Origin of the sequence: Desulfobulbus propionicus DSM 2032, from assembly GCF_000186885.1 — a bacterium.
GTDB lineage: Bacteria > Desulfobacterota > Desulfobulbia > Desulfobulbales > Desulfobulbaceae > Desulfobulbus > Desulfobulbus propionicus.
The window spans coordinates 2,251,723-2,270,709 of the sequence record NC_014972.1 but is presented as its reverse complement, the minus strand read 5'-3'; the positions used below and the strand labels follow the sequence as shown (position 1 = coordinate 2,270,709).

Below are 18,987 nucleotides of genomic sequence, written 5' to 3'. Positions count from 1 at the left end.
CAGAAAACCGGTTGAGAGAATCGTCGAAAGCTAGCGCATAGCCCCCGTGAAAGCAAGCAGAAGCAATGGGACGGCCGATTTAGCGCGGCTGGCCGGCGAGGGCCGCGTCTACATTTTTCCTGCATTTTTCTTTGCGAGTTCGTACAATAGCCGCAACATTGTCCCGAGTTCCCCGAACAACCGGTGCCTGCGATCAAGGAGGGAGCATGAAACGGAAACTGGTCATTGTCATGGTTGGCTTGCCGGCCCGCGGCAAATCGACCATGGCGCGCAAGCTCGGCCGCACCCTGGAGCTGGATGGCATCACCGTGCGCATCTTCAACAACGGTGAGCTGCGGCGTAAACTCGACACCGACAAGACCACCTCTTCCTCGGAATTCTTTTCCCCGGCCAATGTCCAGGGCAAGGAGATGCGGGAACGCATCTCGCGGATGAACATCGAGCTGGCCCAAGCCTTCCTCCGCGAAGGCGGCGAGGTGGCGATCATGGATGCGAGCAACGTCACCCGCGAGCGCAGGCAAACCCTGGTTGCTGCCTTTCCCGATCTGCCGCTGTGCTTCATCGAATGCCTCAACGCCGATGAGGAGGCCCTGGAAGCCAACCTGGAACGCAAGGTCGGTCTCAAGGAATTTTGTCATCTCAGCCGGGAAAAGGCCCTGGAGAGCTTTGTCAAGCGGATTGCCTACTACGAGTCGATCTACGAACCGCTGGACACCGAACCCAACCGCATCTTGTTGGATTCCTTTGATTCCTGCATCCTCCAGGAGCGGATCACCGATGTGTTGCCCTACTACGACCGCATTCGCGACATCCTCACCACCCGAATCGTGCGCAACCTTTTCCTGGTGCGTCACGGCGAAACCTATTACAACCGCGAGGACCGCATCGGCGGCGACTCCGACCTCACGGACAAGGGGCTGGAACAGGCCCATGCCTTGGCCGAGCATTTTGCCACCGTCCGTATCCCGATCATCTTCACCAGCAACTACAAACGGACCCTGCAGACCGCCACCCCGATCGCCGAGCGCCAGGACCCCTGCTCGATCATCGCCCTGCCCGAATTCAACGAGATCCACGCCGGCGTCTGCGAAGGCATGACCTACGAGGAGATCCGGCGGCAGATGCCGCATGTGGCCAAGGCGCGAGGGCCCAACAAGTACCGCTACGTCTACCCCGAGGGCGAGGGCTACGCCACCATGGAGGAGCGGGTGCACCGGGGCTTGAAAAAGGTCTTTTTCCTCAATAATTACGACGAGAACATCATGATCGTCGGTCATCGGGCGGTCAACCGGATGATCCTCTCCTGTTTCCTCTCCCGTCAGGAGGAGGAAATCCCCTATATCTACATGCCCCAGGACCGCTACTATCACATCCAGATCGATCCGCACAAACGGTTGTTCGAACTGGTGCCCTACAAGAACGCGCCGCCAGGCGGCGGCCGCTGGTAGACGGGAATCGTCGCCTGCGTCCCAGCCGTTTCGAGCGGGGGAGCGGCTGGCCGAGCGCTACTGCAGGGTGGTGGTGTCGTCCTCGGAAAAACCGTGCTGGATACCGTGCTTGATCTCCTTTTCCAGCAACTGCATCCTGGCCTCTTCCTCGCTGATACCCAGCGCCTGAGCGAGTTCGGCAAGGTCGTAGCAGGGGCTGCCGTCCGGGCCGTAGCGTTGCGGCTTGAGATGGGGAAAGCGTTCGCCGGTGGCGTGGGTGCTGGCCTGCGTGAGCAATTCCTGGATCTCCGGTGGCCCGTAAATCAACAGCCATTCCACCGCCGAGGCCCAGATCTGGCTGTCCACGGTGGGATGCTGGAGGATCTTCAGGGCCGCTTCCAGGGTCCATTCCTGTTTGAAAGTGGTCATCGTTTTTCTCTTGCTCCACGGTGTCGTCCGCATGCCCCCGGGCAGTCGATGGCTGGGGACGGGCACCTTTTTTTCCGGCACGTCGTTTCTCTTTGGTGCCGGTGTCGGCCTCCACTATAATACAGCCATTCGTGCCGGCAATAGCTACCAAGACAGGAGTATCCCATGGGTATGGACAATGTTATTTTGCTGGAGTCCCTCGAGTGGTTCGACGAGAGCGGCAAGGAGCTGCTCCATCGTCTGCCCGAGCGGGGTTCGGGAGAAATCAAGTTCGGCGCGCAGCTGACCGTGCGCGAAAGCCAGGCAGCGGTGCTGTTCTACAAGGGCAAGGCCTGCGATGCCTACGGCCCCGGCCGCCATACCCTCAAGACCGGCAATATCCCGATCCTGACCAAAATTCTGTCCGCGCCCTGGGGGCTGGTCAGCCCACTGCGGGCCGAAGTCTTTTTTGTCAACCTCAAGGTGTTCAGCGACCTCAAGTGGGGCACCCGCGATCCGGTTGCCTTCCGCGACGCCGAACTGGGGTTGGTGCGGCTCCGCGCCCACGGGGTGTTCAACATCCGCGTGATCCAGCCGGTACTCCTGATCAACACCTTGGCCGGCACCATGGGCCGCTCCACCACCGATCAGGTCGAGGACTACCTGCGCCAGGTGATCGTTTCCCGATTCAACGACTACCTGGGTGAGCACCTTCATTCGCTCTTTGACCTGCCGGGCCGCTTTGACGATATCGCCGATGGCTTACAGCGTCGGCTGACCCTGGATTTCGCCCGTTTCGGCCTGGCCCTGGACCGGCTCTACGTGACCTCGATCACTCCGCCCGTCGAGGTGCAGCAAGCCATCGACGACCGTTCACGGATGGCGGTGATCGAGGATATGGACAATTTTGTCCGCATGAAGGCGGCCATGGCCATGGAAAAGGCGGCGGCCAGCGGCGGCGAAGCCGGCGCCGGTCTGGGTCTGGGCTTAGGGATGATGATGCCGGCCATGTTCGCTGGTCTGCAGACCAACACCACCCGCCCCGGCGGTAGGCCCCCCGAAGTCGAATGCCGGGAATGCGACAACATGATTCCGGCCAATGCCCGCTTCTGCCCCTTCTGCGGCCATCAGCAGTTGCTCAGCCAGCAGTGCGTCCACTGCGGCAAGAACCTGCCGCCCAACGCCTCCTTCTGTCCCCGTTGCGGCCACCCGGCCGCGGAACGGGCCAAGGAGATCGTGTGCGGGCAGTGCCGTGCCACCAACCTGCCGGAAGCGGTTTTCTGCAACCAGTGCGGCGACAAGCTGCGCTGAGTGTCCAGGTCATCGGTTACCGAGATGCCGGGCAGAGTGATGGATATCCGGGTTGAACAGGGGTGTCCCCAATGCGGTGCAGCCGTGGTGCTCAGCGAGACCGATCACCTGCTCGTTTGCCCGTTCTGCGGAAGCCGCAACTATCTCCAGGCCAACGGCCCGTCCCGCTATGTGTTGCCCATGGCCGGCGGCGTCTCCTCGAACGGTTTGTTGCTGGCGCCCTATCTGCGCTTCAAGGGCACCATCTATCTGGTTACCGACCAGGGGATCGACCATCGGGTGATCGACACCACCCAGGCGGCCAACCCTGTCCCCGGTCTGCCGCCTTCTCTGGGGTTGCGGCCCCAGGCCATGGAATTGCGCCGGATCGATCCCGAGACCGGCAACCGCTATCTGCCGCAGTCGATCGGGGCCAACGCCATCTTGGAGAAGGCGGCCGCAGTCGGCAATCTTGTCACTCCGGGCGGGGAAGGATTTCATCACCGGGCCTACATCGGCGAAAATCTGAGCTATATCTATCTCCCCCTGGTGGCCAGAGATCATGGGCTGTACGATGGGGTGACCGACAGCCGTCTGGCCGATCTTGCGGAACTGGCCGGGCATCCGCTCCAGGGCAGACGGCATGACGAGGCCTGGAGGGTCCGATTCCTGGCCACCCTCTGCCCCCAGTGCGGGGCCGGATTGCAGGGAGAGGGCGACTGCCAGGTGATGACCTGCGCCAACTGCCAGACTGCCTGGTCGTTTGGTGCGGAAGGTTTATCCCGGGTCGACTGGTGGTTGCAGCCGGGCGATTCCACCATTCCCCTCTACCTGCCGTTCTGGAAGGTGACCGCCCATATTCCGGCGCTTTCGATCTACAGTTTCGCCGATTTCGTCGAGCGCACCAACCAGCCGTTTTTGCCCAGGCCCAGTTGGCGCGAGCGGGCCATGAGCCTGTGGATTCCGGCGGTCAAGCTGCGTCCCAAGATCTTTCTCCAGGCCGCCCGCCAGGCCACGCTCGGCCAGTGGCGGATCAAGCCGCTGGCCGGCCGGGTACTGCCCCAACTGTTCCCGGTGACCCTGGCGGCCTCCGAGGCGCGCCAGGCGGTCAAGCTGGTTTTGGCAGCCGCCACCGCCAGCCCCAAACGCATTTATCCCTTTCTGCCGCAGGTGCGACTGACTGGGGTGATGATCCAACTGGTCTATCTGCCCTGCGTCGATAAGTCGCACGATTGGGTTCAACCCGATACCGGGATCACCATCGGGAAGAATATCCTGCGGTTCGGCCGCTCGCTCTAGCGTCCTCTCTCGCTTTGACAGCGGCCTGGCCGCGTGGTATAGCTGCGAACCGTCGATGCCGGGTTGCCGGTCCTTTCCTCTTTTTTCTTTGTCTTGTCCAATGATGAGCGAACACGAACAGTTCATGGCCGTTGCCCTTGAGGAGGCGCGCCTGGCCTTGGCCGAGGGCGAGTTTCCAGTGGGTTGCGCGATGGTCGCAAATAACGGGATTGTGGCCCGGGGTCGCCGGCACAACAGCATCGAGGGGTACCGCAACGAAATCGACCATGCCGAGGTCGTCACGCTGCGACGGTTGATCGCCGAGCAACCGGGCCTGGATCTGGCGACGGTCACGGTGTACACGACCATGGAACCCTGTCTGATGTGCTACGCCACCCTGTTGCTCTCCGGGATCCGTTCCTTTGTCTGGGCCTACGAGGATGTCATGGGCGGCGGCGCCAATCTTCCCTTGTACATGCTCAACACCCTCTATGCCCAGATGCAGGTCCATCTGATCGACCGGGTGCTGCGCACCGAGAGCCTCCGTCTCTTTCAGCAATTTTTCCGTACCGGCACCTACTGGCAGGACAGTCTCCTGGCCCGCTACACCCTGGCGCAGACCGTGGAGGAGGACACCCCATGAGCGGCGCACCGCTTGCCCGCACCGTCGGGTTTCAGCCCGGGGAGCGCAATGTCTTTTTTCATCTGCTCACCGCCTGCAATCTGTCCTGCCGTCACTGCTACATCAATCCGACCCAGCACGGCACCGCCACCCTGCCGCTTGCCACCGTGCTCCAGTGGCTCAAGCTCTTCGCCCGCGCCGAGCGCCAGACCACTCTCATCCTTCTGGGCGGCGAACCGACCCTCCATCCGCAGCTGGCCGCCATCATCAAGGCCGCCAAATCAATGCGCTATGCGGTGACCGTGGATTCCAACGGCTACCTGTTCCATGACCTGCTCGACCGGGTCACTCCCAAGGAACTGGATTACCTCAGCTTCAGTCTCGATGGGCCGGAGGCTCCGGTCAACGATCCGATCCGCGGCCAGGGAGTGTTCACGGTCTGCACGGAAAATATTCGTCGGGCCGTGGCCTTGGGATTCAACACCAGCCTGATCTATACCGTGTCCGCGCTCAACATCGATCATCTGCACCGTATGCCCCCCTTGCTGGCCGATTTGGGCGTGCGCCGCTTCTTCATCCAGGTGATCGGCCTGCGCGGCAACCCGGCGGTGCAGCAGCCGGACGGGGCGAGCAACTGGCAGGTCGAGCCTCAGCGGTGGCTGGCCGTGGTGCCGCAGGTGGCCGAGGCCGCCGCCCGTCTGGGCATCCACGTGGTCTATCCCAAGGTGTATCTCGATCGCGAGGAACCCTTTCAGTGCGCCGGCATGGTGGCCGAGAATTTTTTCATCTTCCCCAATGGCCGGGTCTACCAGTGTCCCCTGTGCGAGGATCATCCCATCCATAGCTACCAGATCGAGGACAATCGGCTGGTGCATCGCGACGGCCTCAACGAGGACCGCTTCTTCCCCCTGACCATCCCCGAGGGCTGCGTGATGAACCGGCTGCTGCAACCGGACAACATCGCCTACCAGCCGGACGGCACCCCGGTCCATCGCATCTCCTGCTGCCTGCTCAAGCAGGAGGTTCTGCCGCTCATCTGACCCTGTCTCTCCCCCTGAACAAGCAGGAACGGGAAATCCCGGCCGCGAGGCGAAACGGGATGGTGCTTTTCTGTATCCTTTCCTTTGTCTGATTTCCTGGAATGCTGCGCGATGCGTTCGCTAGCGTTTCCGTCTGGTCAGGGCGATACTGGCGGTAAAAATGATCAGGGCGCCGATCCATCCGGCCCGGGCGATTGGGCCGTCCACAGTGGCGGGCTTTGGCTGTGCGGGATCAGGCGGACGGTCAGGCCGCAGAAGGTCCTTCGGTCGATGGGCGGTTTGTCGTGCCGCCGAACACGCCGCCGGCGATAATTCCCGCCTCGTAGAGGCCGAACAGGGGGAAGGAGAGCAGGATGGTGGCTGTCAGCTCACCGGTGGTAAGCAGAAAGGCGAGAATGACGATGGCAATGTAAAAATAGAGCCGTTTTTTGCGAAAATGATCTTTTTGGATCAGGCGCGTACGGATGGCCATGACCATGAGAAAGGGGATTTCGAAGGCTATGCCGAAGGCCAGGATCATGCGGGCGGCGAAGGTCAGGTAGAGCCCGAGTTTGAGCATCGGCTGTAGGGTGGGGGACGCATAGCTCATGAAGTAGTGAAGCATGCGGGGCAGGACGATGAAAAAGGCGAACAGGCCGCCGGCGGCGAACAGCAGGGTCGCCCAGAGAACAATGGCACGGACGGTGCGCTTTTCATGGTCAAGCAGGCCGGGGGCGATGAACAGCCAGCACTGGTAGAGCATGAACGGCAGAGCCGCGATCAGCCCCACCAGCAGCGAGAGTTTGAGGTAGCTGAGAAAGGCCTCGGTCAGTTTGGTGTAGACCAGTTTGCCCAGTTGCGGATAGGCCTGATAAAGGGGCTGCATGCACCAGGCCGCGATCTGATCCTTGCAGAGGTAGGCAACGGTGCTGGTCAGCGCCAACGCCAGAAAACAGTGGATCAACCGGCGGCGCAGCTCTTCCTGGTGCGGTCGGAACTGCTCCAGAGCCTCGAACATCATGGGCAAGCAGTGTCTCCGGTTGCGTCCGGCCGCGCAGACTGCGGCCTGTTCTCGGCCCGCTCCGGGCTCCCGACGGTCGATTCGGCCACTGGGGCAACCGGCTCGGCTTCCACGTCGATGATTGCTTCCGTGTCATTCTTGTCCGCCGGTCCTGAAGCAGGTTGCCAATGGGAGGGATCGGCGTCGATCATCTTTTCCCGGAGTTCGTCGGCTGTCTTGCGCAGATCCTGCTGCACCGAGTCCAGGGCCTCGCCTTCCTGGGTTAGATTCTCCTTGACCTGATTGAGGGTTTTTTTCATCTCCATCAAGCCCTTGGCAAGCGAACGAGCCAGGCCGGGCAGCTTGTCCGGGCCGACCACGATCAGGGCAACGGCGAAGATGACGATCATTTCCGGGAGGCCGATTCCAAACATGGGCAAGTACCGGGAAGAGGGTGGGGAAAGGGGCGGACTGGCCCCAGCAAAAAGCCAACTCTACGGGATTTGGCTGGTGGTGTCAAGGAGGGGTGAATTATGGCTTGCGCCTCGGCCGCCGGAGGCCGTCGAGCAGATGGAGGAGGGCCAGCACAGGGTGGGACAACAGCATCCGTGGACCGCTATGTCGCATCACCGTGCGGATGCGTTCACGTTGCGCGGGTTTGTAGCAATGGACCGGACAGTTGGCGCAGGTGGTCTTGCGGTGCTGAAACGGACAGTGATGCAGTCGTTGTTGGGCATAGGCCAGGAGATCGCGGCAGTCTGGGCACGGTTCGGTGGTGGCGCCATGGTGATCGCGGCAGTAGCGGCGGATCATGGCCTCAACGGTGCGGGCCTCGCGCCGCAGGCGATGGGAAGAGAAAAGATGCGGCATGGCTTCGGTTGCGGTGAAGGAGCGTGTTGGTCGTTTGTGACGGCGAATGGTGCCACCATAGCATTATTGTCGGGGCAGCGGCAAAGAAAAAAGGGGAACCGGCCTGGAGGAGCCATTGTCTGAACACCTAGCAAAGGGGGATCGATGAACAGGATTTGCTACCGTTTGGTAGCGGTTTGGTTGGCATGTTTGCTACCAAATGGTAGCGTTTGAGAAAGAGGCCGGTTTCCATGGCGCTGAAGTTGCCTTGTTCTTGGAGGTGGTATGTGGTTTGCTTTCAATTCAAGGAGTTACCTCCTCCTTCATGGTTGGTCGAGGTGGCGCGCGACGTGTGGAGAATGCGGGAGCAGTCACCCTCCCTTCATCGAAAACACAGCAGCCTGAACAGCTGCGCAGGGAAACAGGTCAATCTATGAAATATCTCGCCATACTTGCCGTTCTTGTGGTTATCGGCGTGTTCGCCAACCTGGTGCATGAATCCAAGGCGCTTTCCTATCTATCCAGCGATCCCAAGGTCTGCATCAACTGTCATCCCATGAATACCCATTACGAAACCTGGCAGCACAGTTCCCATCGGGCGAGAGCAACCTGTGTTGACTGCCACCTGCCGCGCGATACCTTTGTCAACAAGGTGCTGGCCAAGGCGCGTGACGGCTATCGTCATTCCGTGGCCATGACCTTCAAGACCTACGGCTACAACCTCCGCATCAGTGATGATGCCGCCAAGAGGATTCAGGACAACTGCATTTCCTGTCACAAGGAGCTTGTTTCCCAGATGCTGGCCAACAGCGCCCTCTATGAAAAGGTCGAAGACCGTACCGTCCAGATGGGGCGGCGGTGCTGGGAGTGTCATCGGGGCCTGCCCCATGGGACCATGCGTAATCTGACGGCAACACAGAATACTTTTTCGGTCAAGGTATTTTAAGGATTTCAACCAGGAGAATGTTCATGAAAAAATCACCCATTATCTTCACGCTCTGCGTCCTCGTCACCGTGCCGATGGTGCTGTTGACCATGTCCATCAGGGAGAATAAGGCGGAACAGCAGGCCATAGGCGCGGTTCCGGCCATCAAGGAGAACGAGACCCGCGCCTCTGAGTGGGGTAAGCATTACCCCCGACAGTACGACACCTATATGCAGACCAGGAAGAGCGATGAGATCGGCGACGTGCTCAAGGATGACCCGGCCATCGTTGTTCTCTGGGCAGGGTATGCCTTTTCCAAGGACTACAACAAGCCGCGCGGTCACTATTACGCCCTGGAAGATAACATCAACACCCTGCGTACCGGCGCGCCGGTGGACAAAAAGACCGGACCCCAGCCAACCGCCTGCTGGACTTGTAAATCCCCCGATGTCCCCCGCCTGATCAAGCGTGACGGCGAGATGGAATTTTTCACCGGCAAATGGGCCAAGTACGGCGACGAGGTGGTTAACCCCATTGGTTGCGGCGACTGCCATGACAGCAAGACCATGAAGCTGACCCTGACCCGTGAGCATCTCAAGCGTGGTCTCGATGCCGAGGGCAGCCTGAAGGTGGCGGACATTACCCATCAGGACATGCGTTCTTTGGTCTGCGCCCAATGCCACGCCGAATACTACTTCAAGAAGACCGAGTGGGAGGATAAGGGCGAAAAGAAGACCGCCGCCGTGGTCACCTACCCGTGGGCCAAGGGATTCTCGCCCGAGCAGATCGAGCAGTATTATGATGGCTACGGATTCACCGACTGGACCCATCAGTTGAGCAAGGCGCCGATGCTCAAGGCTCAACATCCCGACTACGAAACCTTTGTCACCGGCGTGCATGCCCGCAACGGTCTGGCCTGCGCCGACTGTCACATGCCCTATATGCGTGAAGGCGGGGTGAAGTATTCCAGCCACAAGGTCGGCAGTCCGCTGGACAACATCGGCAACACCTGCCTCAACTGCCATAAGGGCACGGAGAAGGAGTTCAAGGAGACTGTCGAACTGAAGCTGGCACGCAAGAACGAGCTGGCCCGGCAGGCAACGGATATTCTTGCCAGGGCGCATCTCGAGGCAGCCAAGGCCTGGGAACTGGGCGCCACGGAGGAAGAAATGAAGCCTGCCCTCCAGGACATTCGCGCCGGCCAGTGGCGTTGGGATTATGCCGTCGCCGGGCACGGCGCATTCTTCCACGCACCGGAAGAGACCCTGCGGACTCTGGCCAACGCCATCAGCAAAGGACAGGATGCCCGCCTGAAACTGCGCATCGTCCTGGCCAAACATAATGCCGCCGATTATGTCGCCCCCGACTTCTCCACCAAGGAAAAGGCGCAGACGCTCATCGGCCTCGACATGCCCAAGCTGATCGAGGAGAAGAAAACCTTCCTCAATACGCTCAAGCAGGAGTGGTTCAAGGAAAGCGAGGCCAAGGGGCTTTACGATCCCGCATCGCGCAAGGATATGGTGCTGAAGACCTCCTATTAAAGCGCAATCGCTCCACGACCCAACTTCCTTTTCCGGCCCTGAACAGCGCGACTGTGAGGGCCGGAATTTTTTTATCTTTTCGGTGTGTTGCGATATGGAAAGACCCCGCGTGCCTCTCGCCCCATCGCGCACGAACAAATAACCGCCGATGGTCTTTCGAGCGGGAGCGAGAAATGGTCAGAGGCAGTCCGATGAAATTTCTCCCGGTGGTTGAAGGGGCCCGATTGCGATCCGTCCTTGGGGCCACGCTTTTTTTCATATTTTTTTTGCTGGTATCTTTTGGGGTTGCGGCGGCAGGGGGCTGGCGTCGGTTTGACTTTTTATCGGCTTTCTGCTAGATTAGTCAGGTTTGCAAAACGGTTGAGCGTTCATTGATCCAAATGCGGAGACAATTCGCTTTCTTTTTTTATACGTGGAGAGAACATGGCCAGTGTCGTGGTGGTCGGTACCCAATGGGGTGATGAGGGCAAAGGGAAAATTGTTGATCTGCTGACCAAGTACTCGGATTATGTGGTCCGCTTCCAGGGGGGCAACAATGCGGGGCATACGCTAGTGGTGGATGGAAAGAAGTATATCTTTCATATCATTCCTTCCGGCATTTTGTATGAGAACAAAACCTGCATGATCGGCAATGGCGTGATCATCGATCCCGGTGTTCTCCTCAAGGAAATCGAAGGGCTGGCGGAAAAAGGCTTTGCCGTCACCCCGAAAAAACTGTTGATCAGCAGCAATGCCCATCTGATCATGCCCTACCACCAAAGTCTTGACCGAGCGCGTGAAAACGCCTTGGCCAAGGAAAAGAAGATTGGCACCACCGGGCGGGGGATCGGCCCGTGCTACATGGACAAGGTCGGCCGTGTGGGCATGAAGGTCGGCGATCTGCTTGATCCGGTCCTGTTCAAGGATAAACTGCAAGCTGCGGTGGAGGAGAAAAATTTTATCCTCACCCGCCAGTACGGCGCTGAACCGGTCGAATTCGCCAGTATTGCCGCACAGTTCGAACAGTTTGCCGAACAGTTGGCCCCCTTTGTCGGCAACGTGTCCGTAGCCTTGGATCAGGCGCGCAAAAACGGCAAGAACATCCTTTTCGAAGGCGCACAGGGAACCCATCTGGATATTGATCACGGCACCTATCCCTTTGTGACGTCGTCCAACACCATTGCCGGCAACGCCTGCATCGGATCGGGCTTTGGCCCCGGGCATATCGATGAGGTCATCGGCATTCTCAAGGCCTACACCACCCGGGTTGGCGAGGGTCCTTTCCCCACTGAACTGCCGGAAGGAGATGTGGTCGGCGATGCCCTGCAGCAAAAGGGGCACGAGTATGGAGCGACAACCGGTCGTCGTCGTCGTTGCGGTTGGTTCGACGCGGTGGTGGCCAATGATGCCGTGCGCCTGAACGGTCTGACCGGATTTGCCGTCACCAAGTTGGACGTCCTCTCCGGTCTGGCGAAACTGAAAATTGCCACCAGCTATCAGGTGGAAGGGCAATCATTCACCCACATGCCCGACAATATCCGCAAGGCCCGTCTGGCCAAGCCGGTCTACGAGGAAGTGGACGGCTGGACCACCGAGCTGACCGGGGTGCGGTCGTACGATGACCTGCCCCCGCAGGCCAAGGGCTATCTCAAGCGCCTGGAGGATTTGACCGGCGTGGCTCCGGCGATTATTTCGGTTGGGCCTGATCGCGAGGAAACCCTCCTGTTGCGCAACCCCTTTTCCGGATAAATCCACCGGGAGCTCCGTGGAGGTCTTGTTAATTCGCGGAGAATGATTATTGAATAATCGCCACGCCCTCGTTGTCAGGTTTCTTGAGCAAACGAGCACGGGGTGCCAGGGCGGCACGTTATACACTCCCGGAGGTTGTTCTCTCCGGGATTTTTATTCCATGGAGGCAGACACAGCATGGCTCGCATCACAGTAGAAGATTGTCTGGGAAAAGTTGGCGATGATAATCGTTTTTCCCTGATTCACCTGGCGGTTGAACGCATTCGCCAGCATCGCAAGGGAGAACCGTTTCTTGTCGCCGGCAAGAACAAGGAAATTGTCATGACCCTGCGGGAAATCGCTGCCGGCAAGGTCACCTTTGACAATATCCACGAGCTTCCCAAGCAGCGGAAGGCGGATCAAAAGGCTGCGGAAACCGTGGTTGAAGAAGACAATGCTGAAGAATAACACCGCAAATTGCAACGGGCTATGAGCAAGAGTTATTACGAAATTCTCGGTGTCGGCAAGGATGCTTCGGCCGAGGCCATTAAGAAGGCCTATCGCAAGCTGGCGATGAAGTATCATCCTGATCGCAATCAGGACAATCCCGAAGCCGAAGAAAGATTCAAGGAGGCTGCCGAAGCCTACGAAGTGCTCAGTGACCTGCAAAAGCGCAGGATTTATGATACCTACGGAAAGGAGGGGCTGCGGAACAGCGGCTACAGCGGGCCGGGCAACAGCGAGGATATTTTTTCGCACATCAACGACCTGTTCGGCGACCTGTTCGGCTTCGGCGGTGGAACCCGCGGTCGGCGTCGGGATCCCAATGCCCCGGTTCAGGGCGAGGATCTTCGCTACGACATCCGGATTTCCTTCATGGAGGCGGTCCACGGCGTTACCCGGCAGGTGGAAGTGACCAAGCGAGAAACCTGCTGGACCTGCGAGGGCTCGGGAGCCCGTCCCGGGCATAAACCCCAGGTCTGCCCAAGCTGCCACGGCCGGGGCCAGGTCATTCGTTCCCAGGGCTTTTTTCAGGTGACCACCACCTGTCCACACTGCAACGGTGCCGGCCAGATCATCACCGATCCGTGCAACGACTGTCATGGCGAAGGACTGGTCAACCGGACCAAGAAAGTTTCCATTCGCATCCCCGCCGGGGTTGATACCGGCTCGCGGATGCGGCTTTCCGGCGAGGGCGAGGGCGGTCGACGGGGTGGACCTTCCGGAGATCTGTATGTGGTGATTCATGTGGATGAGCATGAGCACTTTCAGCGTGACGGCCAGACGATCTACCTGCGGCTGCCGGTGTCCATGGTCCGGGCAGCCCTTGGCTGCGAGGCCGAGGTTCCGACCATTCACGGCACGTCCAAACTGAAAATCCCGGCGGGAACCCAGTCCGGAGAACGGTTCGTCCTGCGCGGAGAGGGTGTTGCCAGCTTGCGGGGCGGCGGCAAGGGAGACATGGTGGTCGAGGTGCAGGTGCAGACGCCGGTGAAATTGACCAAGGAGCAGAAAGAATTGCTGCGTGAGTTCGATGCCTTGAGCAAGGAACACGAGGAAGAAGGGTTCTTTGCCCGGTTGTTTCATGGTTCACTGGGGAAGCAAAAGAAAAAAAGTGAAGCATCGGAAAAGGTAGCCAATGTCTGAGCAGGCGCAATTCACCCACTTTGACGCCAGTGGCAACGCCCGCATGGTCGATGTCAGCGAAAAAGGCGAAACGGTCCGGCAGGCGATTGCAGCCGGAACCGTCACCCTGTCGCGGCAAGCCTTTGACATGGTCCGCAAGGGTTCGATGAAAAAGGGCGATGTGCTAGGCGTGGCCAGGATCGCTGGGATCATGGCCGCTAAAAAGGTGGACCAGCTGATCCCTCTTTGTCATCCGCTGATGATCACCGCGGCGGACATCGTCTTTTCCTTTGACGATCAACAGTGTTCGATCCAGATAGAAGCGACGGTTTCCATGACCGGCAGGACCGGGGTGGAAATGGAAGCGTTGACAGCGGTTAGTGTTGCGGCGCTGACGATCTATGATATGTGCAAGGCGATCGACAAGAGCATGGTGATTTCCGACATTTGCTTGTTGCGCAAAAGCGGCGGAAAGAGTGGGTTGTTTGTTCGGCCTGCTGTCCCCTGAGAGAGTGAACGAATCGTAAGAACCACCCTGTTGGAGAATGAGCATGGATGAAAAGGAGTTGCAGCGGTTTAAGGAACAGCTTGAAGCGATGAAGGCCGAGATCAACACCGATGTCGAGCAGACCCTCACCGAGATGACCAGTCAAACGGGCAATATTCCCGATCCGAACGACCGGGCGACCATGGAATCCGATCGGAGTTTCGAACTGCGCATCCGGGGCAGAGAACGCAAACTGATGGATAAGGTGGACGAGGCACTCGCACGGATCGAAGAGGGCACCTATGGTATCTGCGCCGGTTGCGGCGAGGAGATCGCGATCAAGCGATTGCAGGCACGGCCGGTGGCCAAATTCTGTATCGACTGCAAGACCCGTCAGGAGCAGCGGGAAAAAGAGCAAGGTAGGTAGAGGGGTATGCCTGAATTACGCAAGGACCCGATTCTAGGCCGGTGGATCATCATTGCCCAGGAGCGGGGAAAACGGCCCACCGATTTTTTGGTGGAGGAATTCAAGGTCAAGGGAGGGTTTTGCCCCTTATGCCCTGGCAATGAAAAAACCACTCCGGACGAGGTTTTGGTCTATGGTCGCGAGTGGGGCTCTCCCAATACTGCCGGGTGGAAACTGCGAGTGGTGCCGAACAAATATCCAGCCCTGATCATCGAAGGCAATCTCGACAAGCAGGGGGAGGGGCTGTATGACCGGATGAACGGGATCGGCGCCCATGAAGTCATCATTGAAAGCCCCAACCATCAGGACCGCTTCTCCCATCTGCCGCCGCATGACATGCTCCTGACCTTTCGGGCCTTTCGCGACCGGATTCGCGACCTGTCCAAGGACAGCCGTTTTAATTACGTGGTTGTGTTCAAAAATTTTGGCAGAGCTGCTGGCGCCTCCCTGGAACACTCTCATTCCCAATTGGTGGCCCTGCCCATCCTGCCGCGCATGGTCACCTCTGAACTGGACGGCAGTCTTTCCTATTTCAAATACAAGGACCGATGCGTTTTTTGCGACATCATCCGCCAGGAAATCCAGCAAAAGGTCCGCCTGGTCTGTGAAAACGAGCAGTTCGTGACCGTAACCCCCTTTGCGCCCCGCTCCCCGTTCGAGATGTGGGTGATGCCGCGATATCATAATTCTTCCTACATCGAACAGGATGACAGCTCGTTGATCGCGCTGGCCGAAATCTTCTCCGAGACCCTGCGCCGTCTAGACACCTGCATTCCCCATGTGCCGTACAATTTCGTTCTTCATACACAACCGCTGCGTTCCGGGCCGTTGGAGCACTATCACTGGCATTTCGAGATCGTGCCCAAATTGACCTCAATTGCCGGTTTTGAGTGGGGGACAGGATTCTACATCAACCCCATGCCACCGGAGGAAACATGCCGTTACCTTCGCGAGGTGAACCTGTAGGAGGAGCCTGTGGACAAGAAACGTATTTTGCTGGTTGACGACGAAGAAAGCATCCAGCTGTTGTACCGCGAGGAGTTCGAGGACGAAGGGTACATTGTCGATTCCGCCTACAATGGCAGCGAGGCTCTGGCTAAATTCCGCGAGAATCCACCGGATCTGGTCGTGTTGGACATCAATATGCCGGGAATGAATGGCATCGAGGTGCTGCGTCAGATGAAGGAGTTGCAAGCCAATTTGCCGGTCATCCTCAGCTCCGCCTATCAGGAATACAAACAGGACTTCGGCAGTTGGGCCTCCGAGGCCTATGTGGTCAAATCGGCCAACATGGACGAGCTCAAGGCCACGGTGCGCAAATACCTCGGCTGATTTCCTCGCCCACCTTTCACCAACGCGCTGCGTCCATCGCCGAGCAGCGCATCGCTTCCCATGAAAGATATCCAGAGTTCACCCGACTCGCGCCGGATCAATATCCGCAAGGTTGGCGTCAAGACCATCCATTATCCAATCATTGTCCTCGACAAGGAAAAGAAGACCCAGCAGACCGTGGCGCGGGTGAACATGTATGTCAATCTGCCGCACCGGTTCAAGGGAACCCACATGAGCCGGTTTGTCGAGATCCTCAACCAGTTTCACGGAGCCTTCAACCTCAAAACCTTCCACCTGATTCTCGAGGAAATGAAACAACGGCTGGATGCCGAGGCCGCACATCTTGAAATCGATTTTCCTTACTTTCGCAGTACCGGACAGACGCAGCGATCTCCTGGCATGGACCGCTATGACTGCCGGCTTCACGGTTCGCTTGCCCGCGCACTGGATTTGGTGGTCGAAGTTGATGTGCCGGTTGGGTGGCCTCAGCCGCCGGCATCCTTTTCCGGGCTGTGGGGCATGGTGACGGTGGCCGTGCGCATGAAATCTTTTCTTTGGATCGAGGATCTGATTGCCTTGGTGGAAGAGGCGGTCGTTGCGCGACCGGTCCAGGCCGAAACGGTCGAAGCCGTATGCAGTCGGGTCAGTGACGGTCTCCAAGCTTCCCAGGCCTTTCAATGGTACAAAGTTGTTGTGAAAAATATTGCCAGCGGGTATTCAGCATTTGCCGCCACCGAATGGCCTGAATCGACGGGGAACGGATGGACCTGCGTCACTCCAAGCGATGTTGCCGGCGGATGAACGACACCGGCGACGAGGTGGTTTTCCCTGCATGATGCTCTCCCAACCAACACGTACAGACTGCGATGAGTGAACTTCTTTTTGAAATCGGAACAGAAGAAATCCCCGCCGGATACATTCAACCGGCTCTTGACGCCCTGGCGGCCGGTACCGCCAAAAAATTGCGGTCTTTGGATCTTGCCTTTGAAGGCATCCGCACCTTCGGCACCCCTCGCCGGCTCACCTTGACCATTGATCGCCTGCAATCGCGGCAGGCCGATCGCCGGCAGGAACATATCGGCCCGTCCAAAAAGGCGGGTTTCGACGCCGAAGGCAAACTGACCAAGGCGGCGATCGGCTTTGCCCGCTCCAAAGGATGCGAACCGGAAGCGTTGCAGGTGGTGACCACAGCCAAGGGCGAGTACCTGATGGTGGTTGAGGATGTTCAAGGGCAGGCGACATCGGCGTTGCTGCCCGTGTTGCTCGAATCGCTCGTCCGCGAGCTGGTTTTTCCCAAATCCATGCGCTGGGCCGATTACAATATGGCCTTTGCCCGGCCAATCCAATGGATCGTGGCCCTGTACGACGGACAAGGCGTGCCGCTCGAGATCGAAGGGGTCGGCTGCGGCCGCACCACCCGGGGACACCGGTTTATGGCGCCGGCGGAATTCGAGGTCGGAGGCATTGACGAGTATCTGACCAAGCTGGCTGAACATTTTGTCCTGGTCGATCCGGTTCAGCGGCGAGCCAAGGTGATTGAGGAAATACAGCGGGCGGTGCGCGAGGGGGCGGGAAATCCGGATGCCCAGCCCATCCTCCACGAGGGATTGCTGGACACGGTGACCAATCTGGTGGAATACCCGTATGGGGTTTGCGGCCATTTTGAACGCAAATTTCTTCAATTACCCGAGGAAACCCTGGTGACCTCGATGCGCGAGCATCAGAAATACTTTCCGGTGACGGACAAGGAGGGAAAACTCCTGCCCCTTTTCGTCGCGGTCAACAACACCAGGATCGAGGATGTCGCCCTTGCTGCCAGCGGCCATGAACGGGTGCTGCGGGCACGGTTGGAAGACGGGCTCTTCTTCTTCCATGAGGATCGGAAGCGGCCGCTTGCCGACCGTTGTGCCGAGTTGAGCGGTATTGTTTTCCAGAACAAACTGGGAACAATGGCGGCCAAGAGCGAACGGATTACCCGTCTTGCCGTCGCGCTGGCCGGCAAAATCGCTCCCGAACTGGAGCACGACGCGATTCGTGCCGCCCGCTTGGCCAAAGCCGATCTGCTCACCGCCATGGTCGGGGAATTTCCCACCCTGCAGGGGATCATGGGGCGGGTTTATGCGTTGCATGACGGGGAAAAAGCGGAAGTGGCCCAGGCTATCGAGGAGCACTATCTACCACTTCGGGCCGGCGGTGAATTACCCCAATCACTGCTCGGCGCCCTGGTTGGGATCGCCGACCGCATGGATACCCTGGTCGGGTGTTTCGCCATCGGCGAGAAACCCACCGGCAACAAGGATGCCTTTGGCCTCAGACGCCAGGCCATCGGCTTGATCAACGTGATCAAGGGATGCAATCTGTCCCTTTCCCTTGGGGAAGTGGCAGCCGCAGCCCTGCAGGGATACGAGGGCGTTGTCGCCCAGAATCCCGAGGTGCTCGACGAGGTACTCTCCTTCATCCGCCTTCGTTTCGAAAACGAGCAAATTGCCGCTGGCTTGCCCCAGGAACTGGTGGAAGCGGCAACCTCCGTGGGCTGTGACAATCCGGTTGACTGTCTGCGACGCATCGCCGCCCTCGATCAAATCCGCACGCAGGAAAGTTTTCGCGTTTTGGCGGGTTCGTTCAAACGGATACGTAATATTGTCAAGAAGAACAAAGCCACCGCGATCAACACGGACCTGCTGACAGAGCCCGCCGAACAAGAGTTGTTTGCCGCGTTGAACAGGGTACGGGAAAAGGCGTGGCCAATGATCGAACAACGGGAATATCAACCCGCCCTGTTGGAGATGCTGGAAATGAAGGAACCGGTCGACCGATTTTTTGACAAGGTCATGGTCATGGCCGAGGACGAAGCGGTTCGGCAGAACCGGCTTAATTTGCTCACCGCGCTGGGCGAGTTGGTTCTTCGCGTCGGTGATATTTCCCGGATGCATGTCGAGAAGGAAGGGTGAGCGGCCAAGGAGGCGATTGTCTGACCCCGTCATGTGAACAGGCCCAACAAAAAAGGCTG

The 18,987-nt window shown here is 58.8% G+C and carries 20 protein-coding genes; 16 read left to right on the top strand and 4 right to left on the bottom strand.

Going from position 1 to position 18,987, the window contains the following annotated elements:
• The first annotated feature begins 206 nt into the window (after nt 1–206).
• A complete protein-coding gene (locus DESPR_RS09895; RefSeq protein WP_015724675.1) occupies nt 207–1,448 on the top strand; it encodes a bifunctional nucleoside/nucleotide kinase/histidine phosphatase family protein in 1,242 nt (413 codons plus the stop codon).
• A gap of 57 nt (nt 1,449–1,505) precedes the next feature.
• Here the strand turns inward: DESPR_RS09895 and DESPR_RS09890 are convergent, their stop codons facing one another.
• Complete coding sequence (locus tag DESPR_RS09890; RefSeq protein WP_015724674.1) at nt 1,506–1,856, bottom strand: 5-oxoprolinase subunit B family protein; 351 nt, start codon at nt 1,854–1,856, stop codon at nt 1,506–1,508.
• Nucleotides 1,857–2,021: 165 nt separating this feature from the next.
• Here DESPR_RS09890 and DESPR_RS09885 point away from each other — a divergent pair, with 165 nt between their 5' ends.
• From DESPR_RS09885 to DESPR_RS09870, 4 genes are read left to right on the top strand one after another with little or no spacing between them, the layout of a single operon-like run.
• Nucleotides 2,022–3,146 (top strand): SPFH domain-containing protein, encoded by a 1,125-nt coding sequence (locus DESPR_RS09885; protein ID WP_015724673.1) that lies wholly within the window; start codon nt 2,022–2,024, stop codon nt 3,144–3,146.
• Nucleotides 3,147–3,185: 39 nt separating this feature from the next.
• Complete coding sequence (locus DESPR_RS09880; protein ID WP_015724672.1) at nt 3,186–4,424, top strand: hypothetical protein; 1,239 nt, start codon at nt 3,186–3,188, stop codon at nt 4,422–4,424.
• 55 nt (nt 4,425–4,479) lie between these two features.
• A complete protein-coding gene (locus tag DESPR_RS09875; protein WP_343215907.1) occupies nt 4,480–5,046 on the top strand; it encodes a nucleoside deaminase in 567 nt (188 codons plus the stop codon).
• On the top strand, nt 5,043–6,065 hold the full coding sequence (locus DESPR_RS09870) for a radical SAM protein (protein ID WP_015724670.1): 1,023 nt from the start codon (nt 5,043–5,045) through the stop codon (nt 6,063–6,065). Before DESPR_RS09875 ends, DESPR_RS09870 begins: the two co-directional genes overlap by 4 nt.
• Before the next feature lie 244 nt (nt 6,066–6,309).
• Here the strand turns inward: DESPR_RS09870 and tatC are convergent, their stop codons facing one another.
• The 3 genes from tatC to DESPR_RS17905 all read right to left on the bottom strand — a co-directional run bounded on the left by tatC (nt 6,310) and on the right by DESPR_RS17905 (nt 7,914).
• On the bottom strand, nt 6,310–7,065 hold the full coding sequence (tatC, locus tag DESPR_RS09865; protein ID WP_015724669.1) for a twin-arginine translocase subunit TatC: 756 nt from the start codon (nt 7,063–7,065) through the stop codon (nt 6,310–6,312).
• Nucleotides 7,062–7,478, bottom strand: coding sequence for a Sec-independent protein translocase protein TatB (gene tatB, locus DESPR_RS17300; protein ID WP_015724668.1), 417 nt, complete (start codon nt 7,476–7,478; stop codon nt 7,062–7,064). The genes tatC and tatB overlap by 4 nt, the downstream gene beginning before the upstream one ends.
• Nucleotides 7,479–7,575: 97 nt before the next feature.
• On the bottom strand, nt 7,576–7,914 hold the full coding sequence (locus DESPR_RS17905) for a nitrous oxide-stimulated promoter family protein (protein WP_015724667.1): 339 nt from the start codon (nt 7,912–7,914) through the stop codon (nt 7,576–7,578).
• Nucleotides 7,915–8,326: 412 nt separating this feature from the next.
• On the opposite strand from DESPR_RS17905, the gene nrfH reads away from it, so the two are divergent.
• From nrfH to glyS, 11 genes are all read left to right on the top strand, one after another.
• Nucleotides 8,327–8,839: a cytochrome c nitrite reductase small subunit gene (gene nrfH / locus DESPR_RS09850; protein WP_015724666.1), complete on the top strand. Its 513-nt coding sequence runs from the start codon at nt 8,327–8,329 to the stop codon at nt 8,837–8,839.
• A 23-nt stretch (nt 8,840–8,862) separates the two neighbouring features.
• Nucleotides 8,863–10,359: an ammonia-forming cytochrome c nitrite reductase gene (gene nrfA, locus DESPR_RS09845; RefSeq protein WP_015724665.1), complete on the top strand. Its 1,497-nt coding sequence runs from the start codon at nt 8,863–8,865 to the stop codon at nt 10,357–10,359.
• A 423-nt stretch (nt 10,360–10,782) separates the two neighbouring features.
• Nucleotides 10,783–12,087: an adenylosuccinate synthase gene (locus DESPR_RS09840; RefSeq protein WP_015724664.1), complete on the top strand. Its 1,305-nt coding sequence runs from the start codon at nt 10,783–10,785 to the stop codon at nt 12,085–12,087.
• A gap of 177 nt (nt 12,088–12,264) precedes the next feature.
• A complete protein-coding gene (gene rpoZ, locus DESPR_RS09835; protein WP_015724663.1) occupies nt 12,265–12,534 on the top strand; it encodes a DNA-directed RNA polymerase subunit omega in 270 nt (89 codons plus the stop codon).
• A gap of 21 nt (nt 12,535–12,555) precedes the next feature.
• Nucleotides 12,556–13,713, top strand: a complete 1,158-nt coding sequence (gene dnaJ, locus DESPR_RS09830) for a molecular chaperone DnaJ (RefSeq protein ID WP_015724662.1) — start codon at nt 12,556–12,558, stop codon at nt 13,711–13,713.
• Nucleotides 13,706–14,200: a cyclic pyranopterin monophosphate synthase MoaC gene (moaC, locus tag DESPR_RS09825; protein WP_015724661.1), complete on the top strand. Its 495-nt coding sequence runs from the start codon at nt 13,706–13,708 to the stop codon at nt 14,198–14,200. The genes dnaJ and moaC overlap by 8 nt, the downstream gene beginning before the upstream one ends.
• Before the next feature lie 43 nt (nt 14,201–14,243).
• On the top strand, nt 14,244–14,606 hold the full coding sequence (dksA, locus tag DESPR_RS09820) for an RNA polymerase-binding protein DksA (RefSeq protein ID WP_015724660.1): 363 nt from the start codon (nt 14,244–14,246) through the stop codon (nt 14,604–14,606).
• Between the two features lie 6 nt (nt 14,607–14,612).
• Complete coding sequence (gene galT / locus DESPR_RS09815; RefSeq protein ID WP_015724659.1) at nt 14,613–15,611, top strand: galactose-1-phosphate uridylyltransferase; 999 nt, start codon at nt 14,613–14,615, stop codon at nt 15,609–15,611.
• A 9-nt stretch (nt 15,612–15,620) separates the two neighbouring features.
• Complete coding sequence (locus tag DESPR_RS09810) at nt 15,621–15,977, top strand: response regulator (protein ID WP_015724658.1); 357 nt, start codon at nt 15,621–15,623, stop codon at nt 15,975–15,977.
• A 60-nt stretch (nt 15,978–16,037) separates the two neighbouring features.
• Nucleotides 16,038–16,778 carry a GTP cyclohydrolase, FolE2/MptA family gene (locus DESPR_RS09805; protein WP_015724657.1) on the top strand — a complete coding sequence of 247 codons (741 nt, stop codon included), beginning with the start codon at nt 16,038–16,040 and terminating at the stop codon, nt 16,776–16,778.
• Nucleotides 16,779–16,843: 65 nt separating this feature from the next.
• Nucleotides 16,844–18,928, top strand: coding sequence for a glycine--tRNA ligase subunit beta (gene glyS / locus DESPR_RS09800; protein WP_015724656.1), 2,085 nt, complete (start codon nt 16,844–16,846; stop codon nt 18,926–18,928).
• Nucleotides 18,929–18,987 lie beyond the last annotated feature (59 nt).

Coding starts and splice junctions, on each gene's coding strand:
- DESPR_RS09885 (WP_015724673.1), top strand. CDS start 2,022: ATGGGTATGGACAATGTTATTTTGCTGGAGTCCCTCGAGTGGTTCGAC.
- nrfH (WP_015724666.1), top strand. CDS start 8,327: ATGAAATATCTCGCCATACTTGCCGTTCTTGTGGTTATCGGCGTGTTC.
- tatB (WP_015724668.1), bottom strand. CDS start 7,478: ATGTTTGGAATCGGCCTCCCGGAAATGATCGTCATCTTCGCCGTTGCC.
- DESPR_RS09840 (WP_015724664.1), top strand. CDS start 10,783: ATGGCCAGTGTCGTGGTGGTCGGTACCCAATGGGGTGATGAGGGCAAA.
- galT (WP_015724659.1), top strand. CDS start 14,613: ATGCCTGAATTACGCAAGGACCCGATTCTAGGCCGGTGGATCATCATT.
- DESPR_RS09875 (WP_343215907.1), top strand. CDS start 4,480: ATGCCGGGTTGCCGGTCCTTTCCTCTTTTTTCTTTGTCTTGTCCAATG.
- DESPR_RS09895 (WP_015724675.1), top strand. CDS start 207: ATGAAACGGAAACTGGTCATTGTCATGGTTGGCTTGCCGGCCCGCGGC.
- tatC (WP_015724669.1), bottom strand. CDS start 7,065: ATGATGTTCGAGGCTCTGGAGCAGTTCCGACCGCACCAGGAAGAGCTG.
- DESPR_RS09870 (WP_015724670.1), top strand. CDS start 5,043: ATGAGCGGCGCACCGCTTGCCCGCACCGTCGGGTTTCAGCCCGGGGAG.
- DESPR_RS09805 (WP_015724657.1), top strand. CDS start 16,038: ATGAAAGATATCCAGAGTTCACCCGACTCGCGCCGGATCAATATCCGC.
- dnaJ (WP_015724662.1), top strand. CDS start 12,556: ATGAGCAAGAGTTATTACGAAATTCTCGGTGTCGGCAAGGATGCTTCG.
- DESPR_RS09890 (WP_015724674.1), bottom strand. CDS start 1,856: ATGACCACTTTCAAACAGGAATGGACCCTGGAAGCGGCCCTGAAGATC.
- DESPR_RS09880 (WP_015724672.1), top strand. CDS start 3,186: ATGGATATCCGGGTTGAACAGGGGTGTCCCCAATGCGGTGCAGCCGTG.
- moaC (WP_015724661.1), top strand. CDS start 13,706: ATGTCTGAGCAGGCGCAATTCACCCACTTTGACGCCAGTGGCAACGCC.
- dksA (WP_015724660.1), top strand. CDS start 14,244: ATGGATGAAAAGGAGTTGCAGCGGTTTAAGGAACAGCTTGAAGCGATG.
- DESPR_RS17905 (WP_015724667.1), bottom strand. CDS start 7,914: ATGCCGCATCTTTTCTCTTCCCATCGCCTGCGGCGCGAGGCCCGCACC.
- rpoZ (WP_015724663.1), top strand. CDS start 12,265: ATGGCTCGCATCACAGTAGAAGATTGTCTGGGAAAAGTTGGCGATGAT.
- nrfA (WP_015724665.1), top strand. CDS start 8,863: ATGAAAAAATCACCCATTATCTTCACGCTCTGCGTCCTCGTCACCGTG.
- glyS (WP_015724656.1), top strand. CDS start 16,844: ATGAGTGAACTTCTTTTTGAAATCGGAACAGAAGAAATCCCCGCCGGA.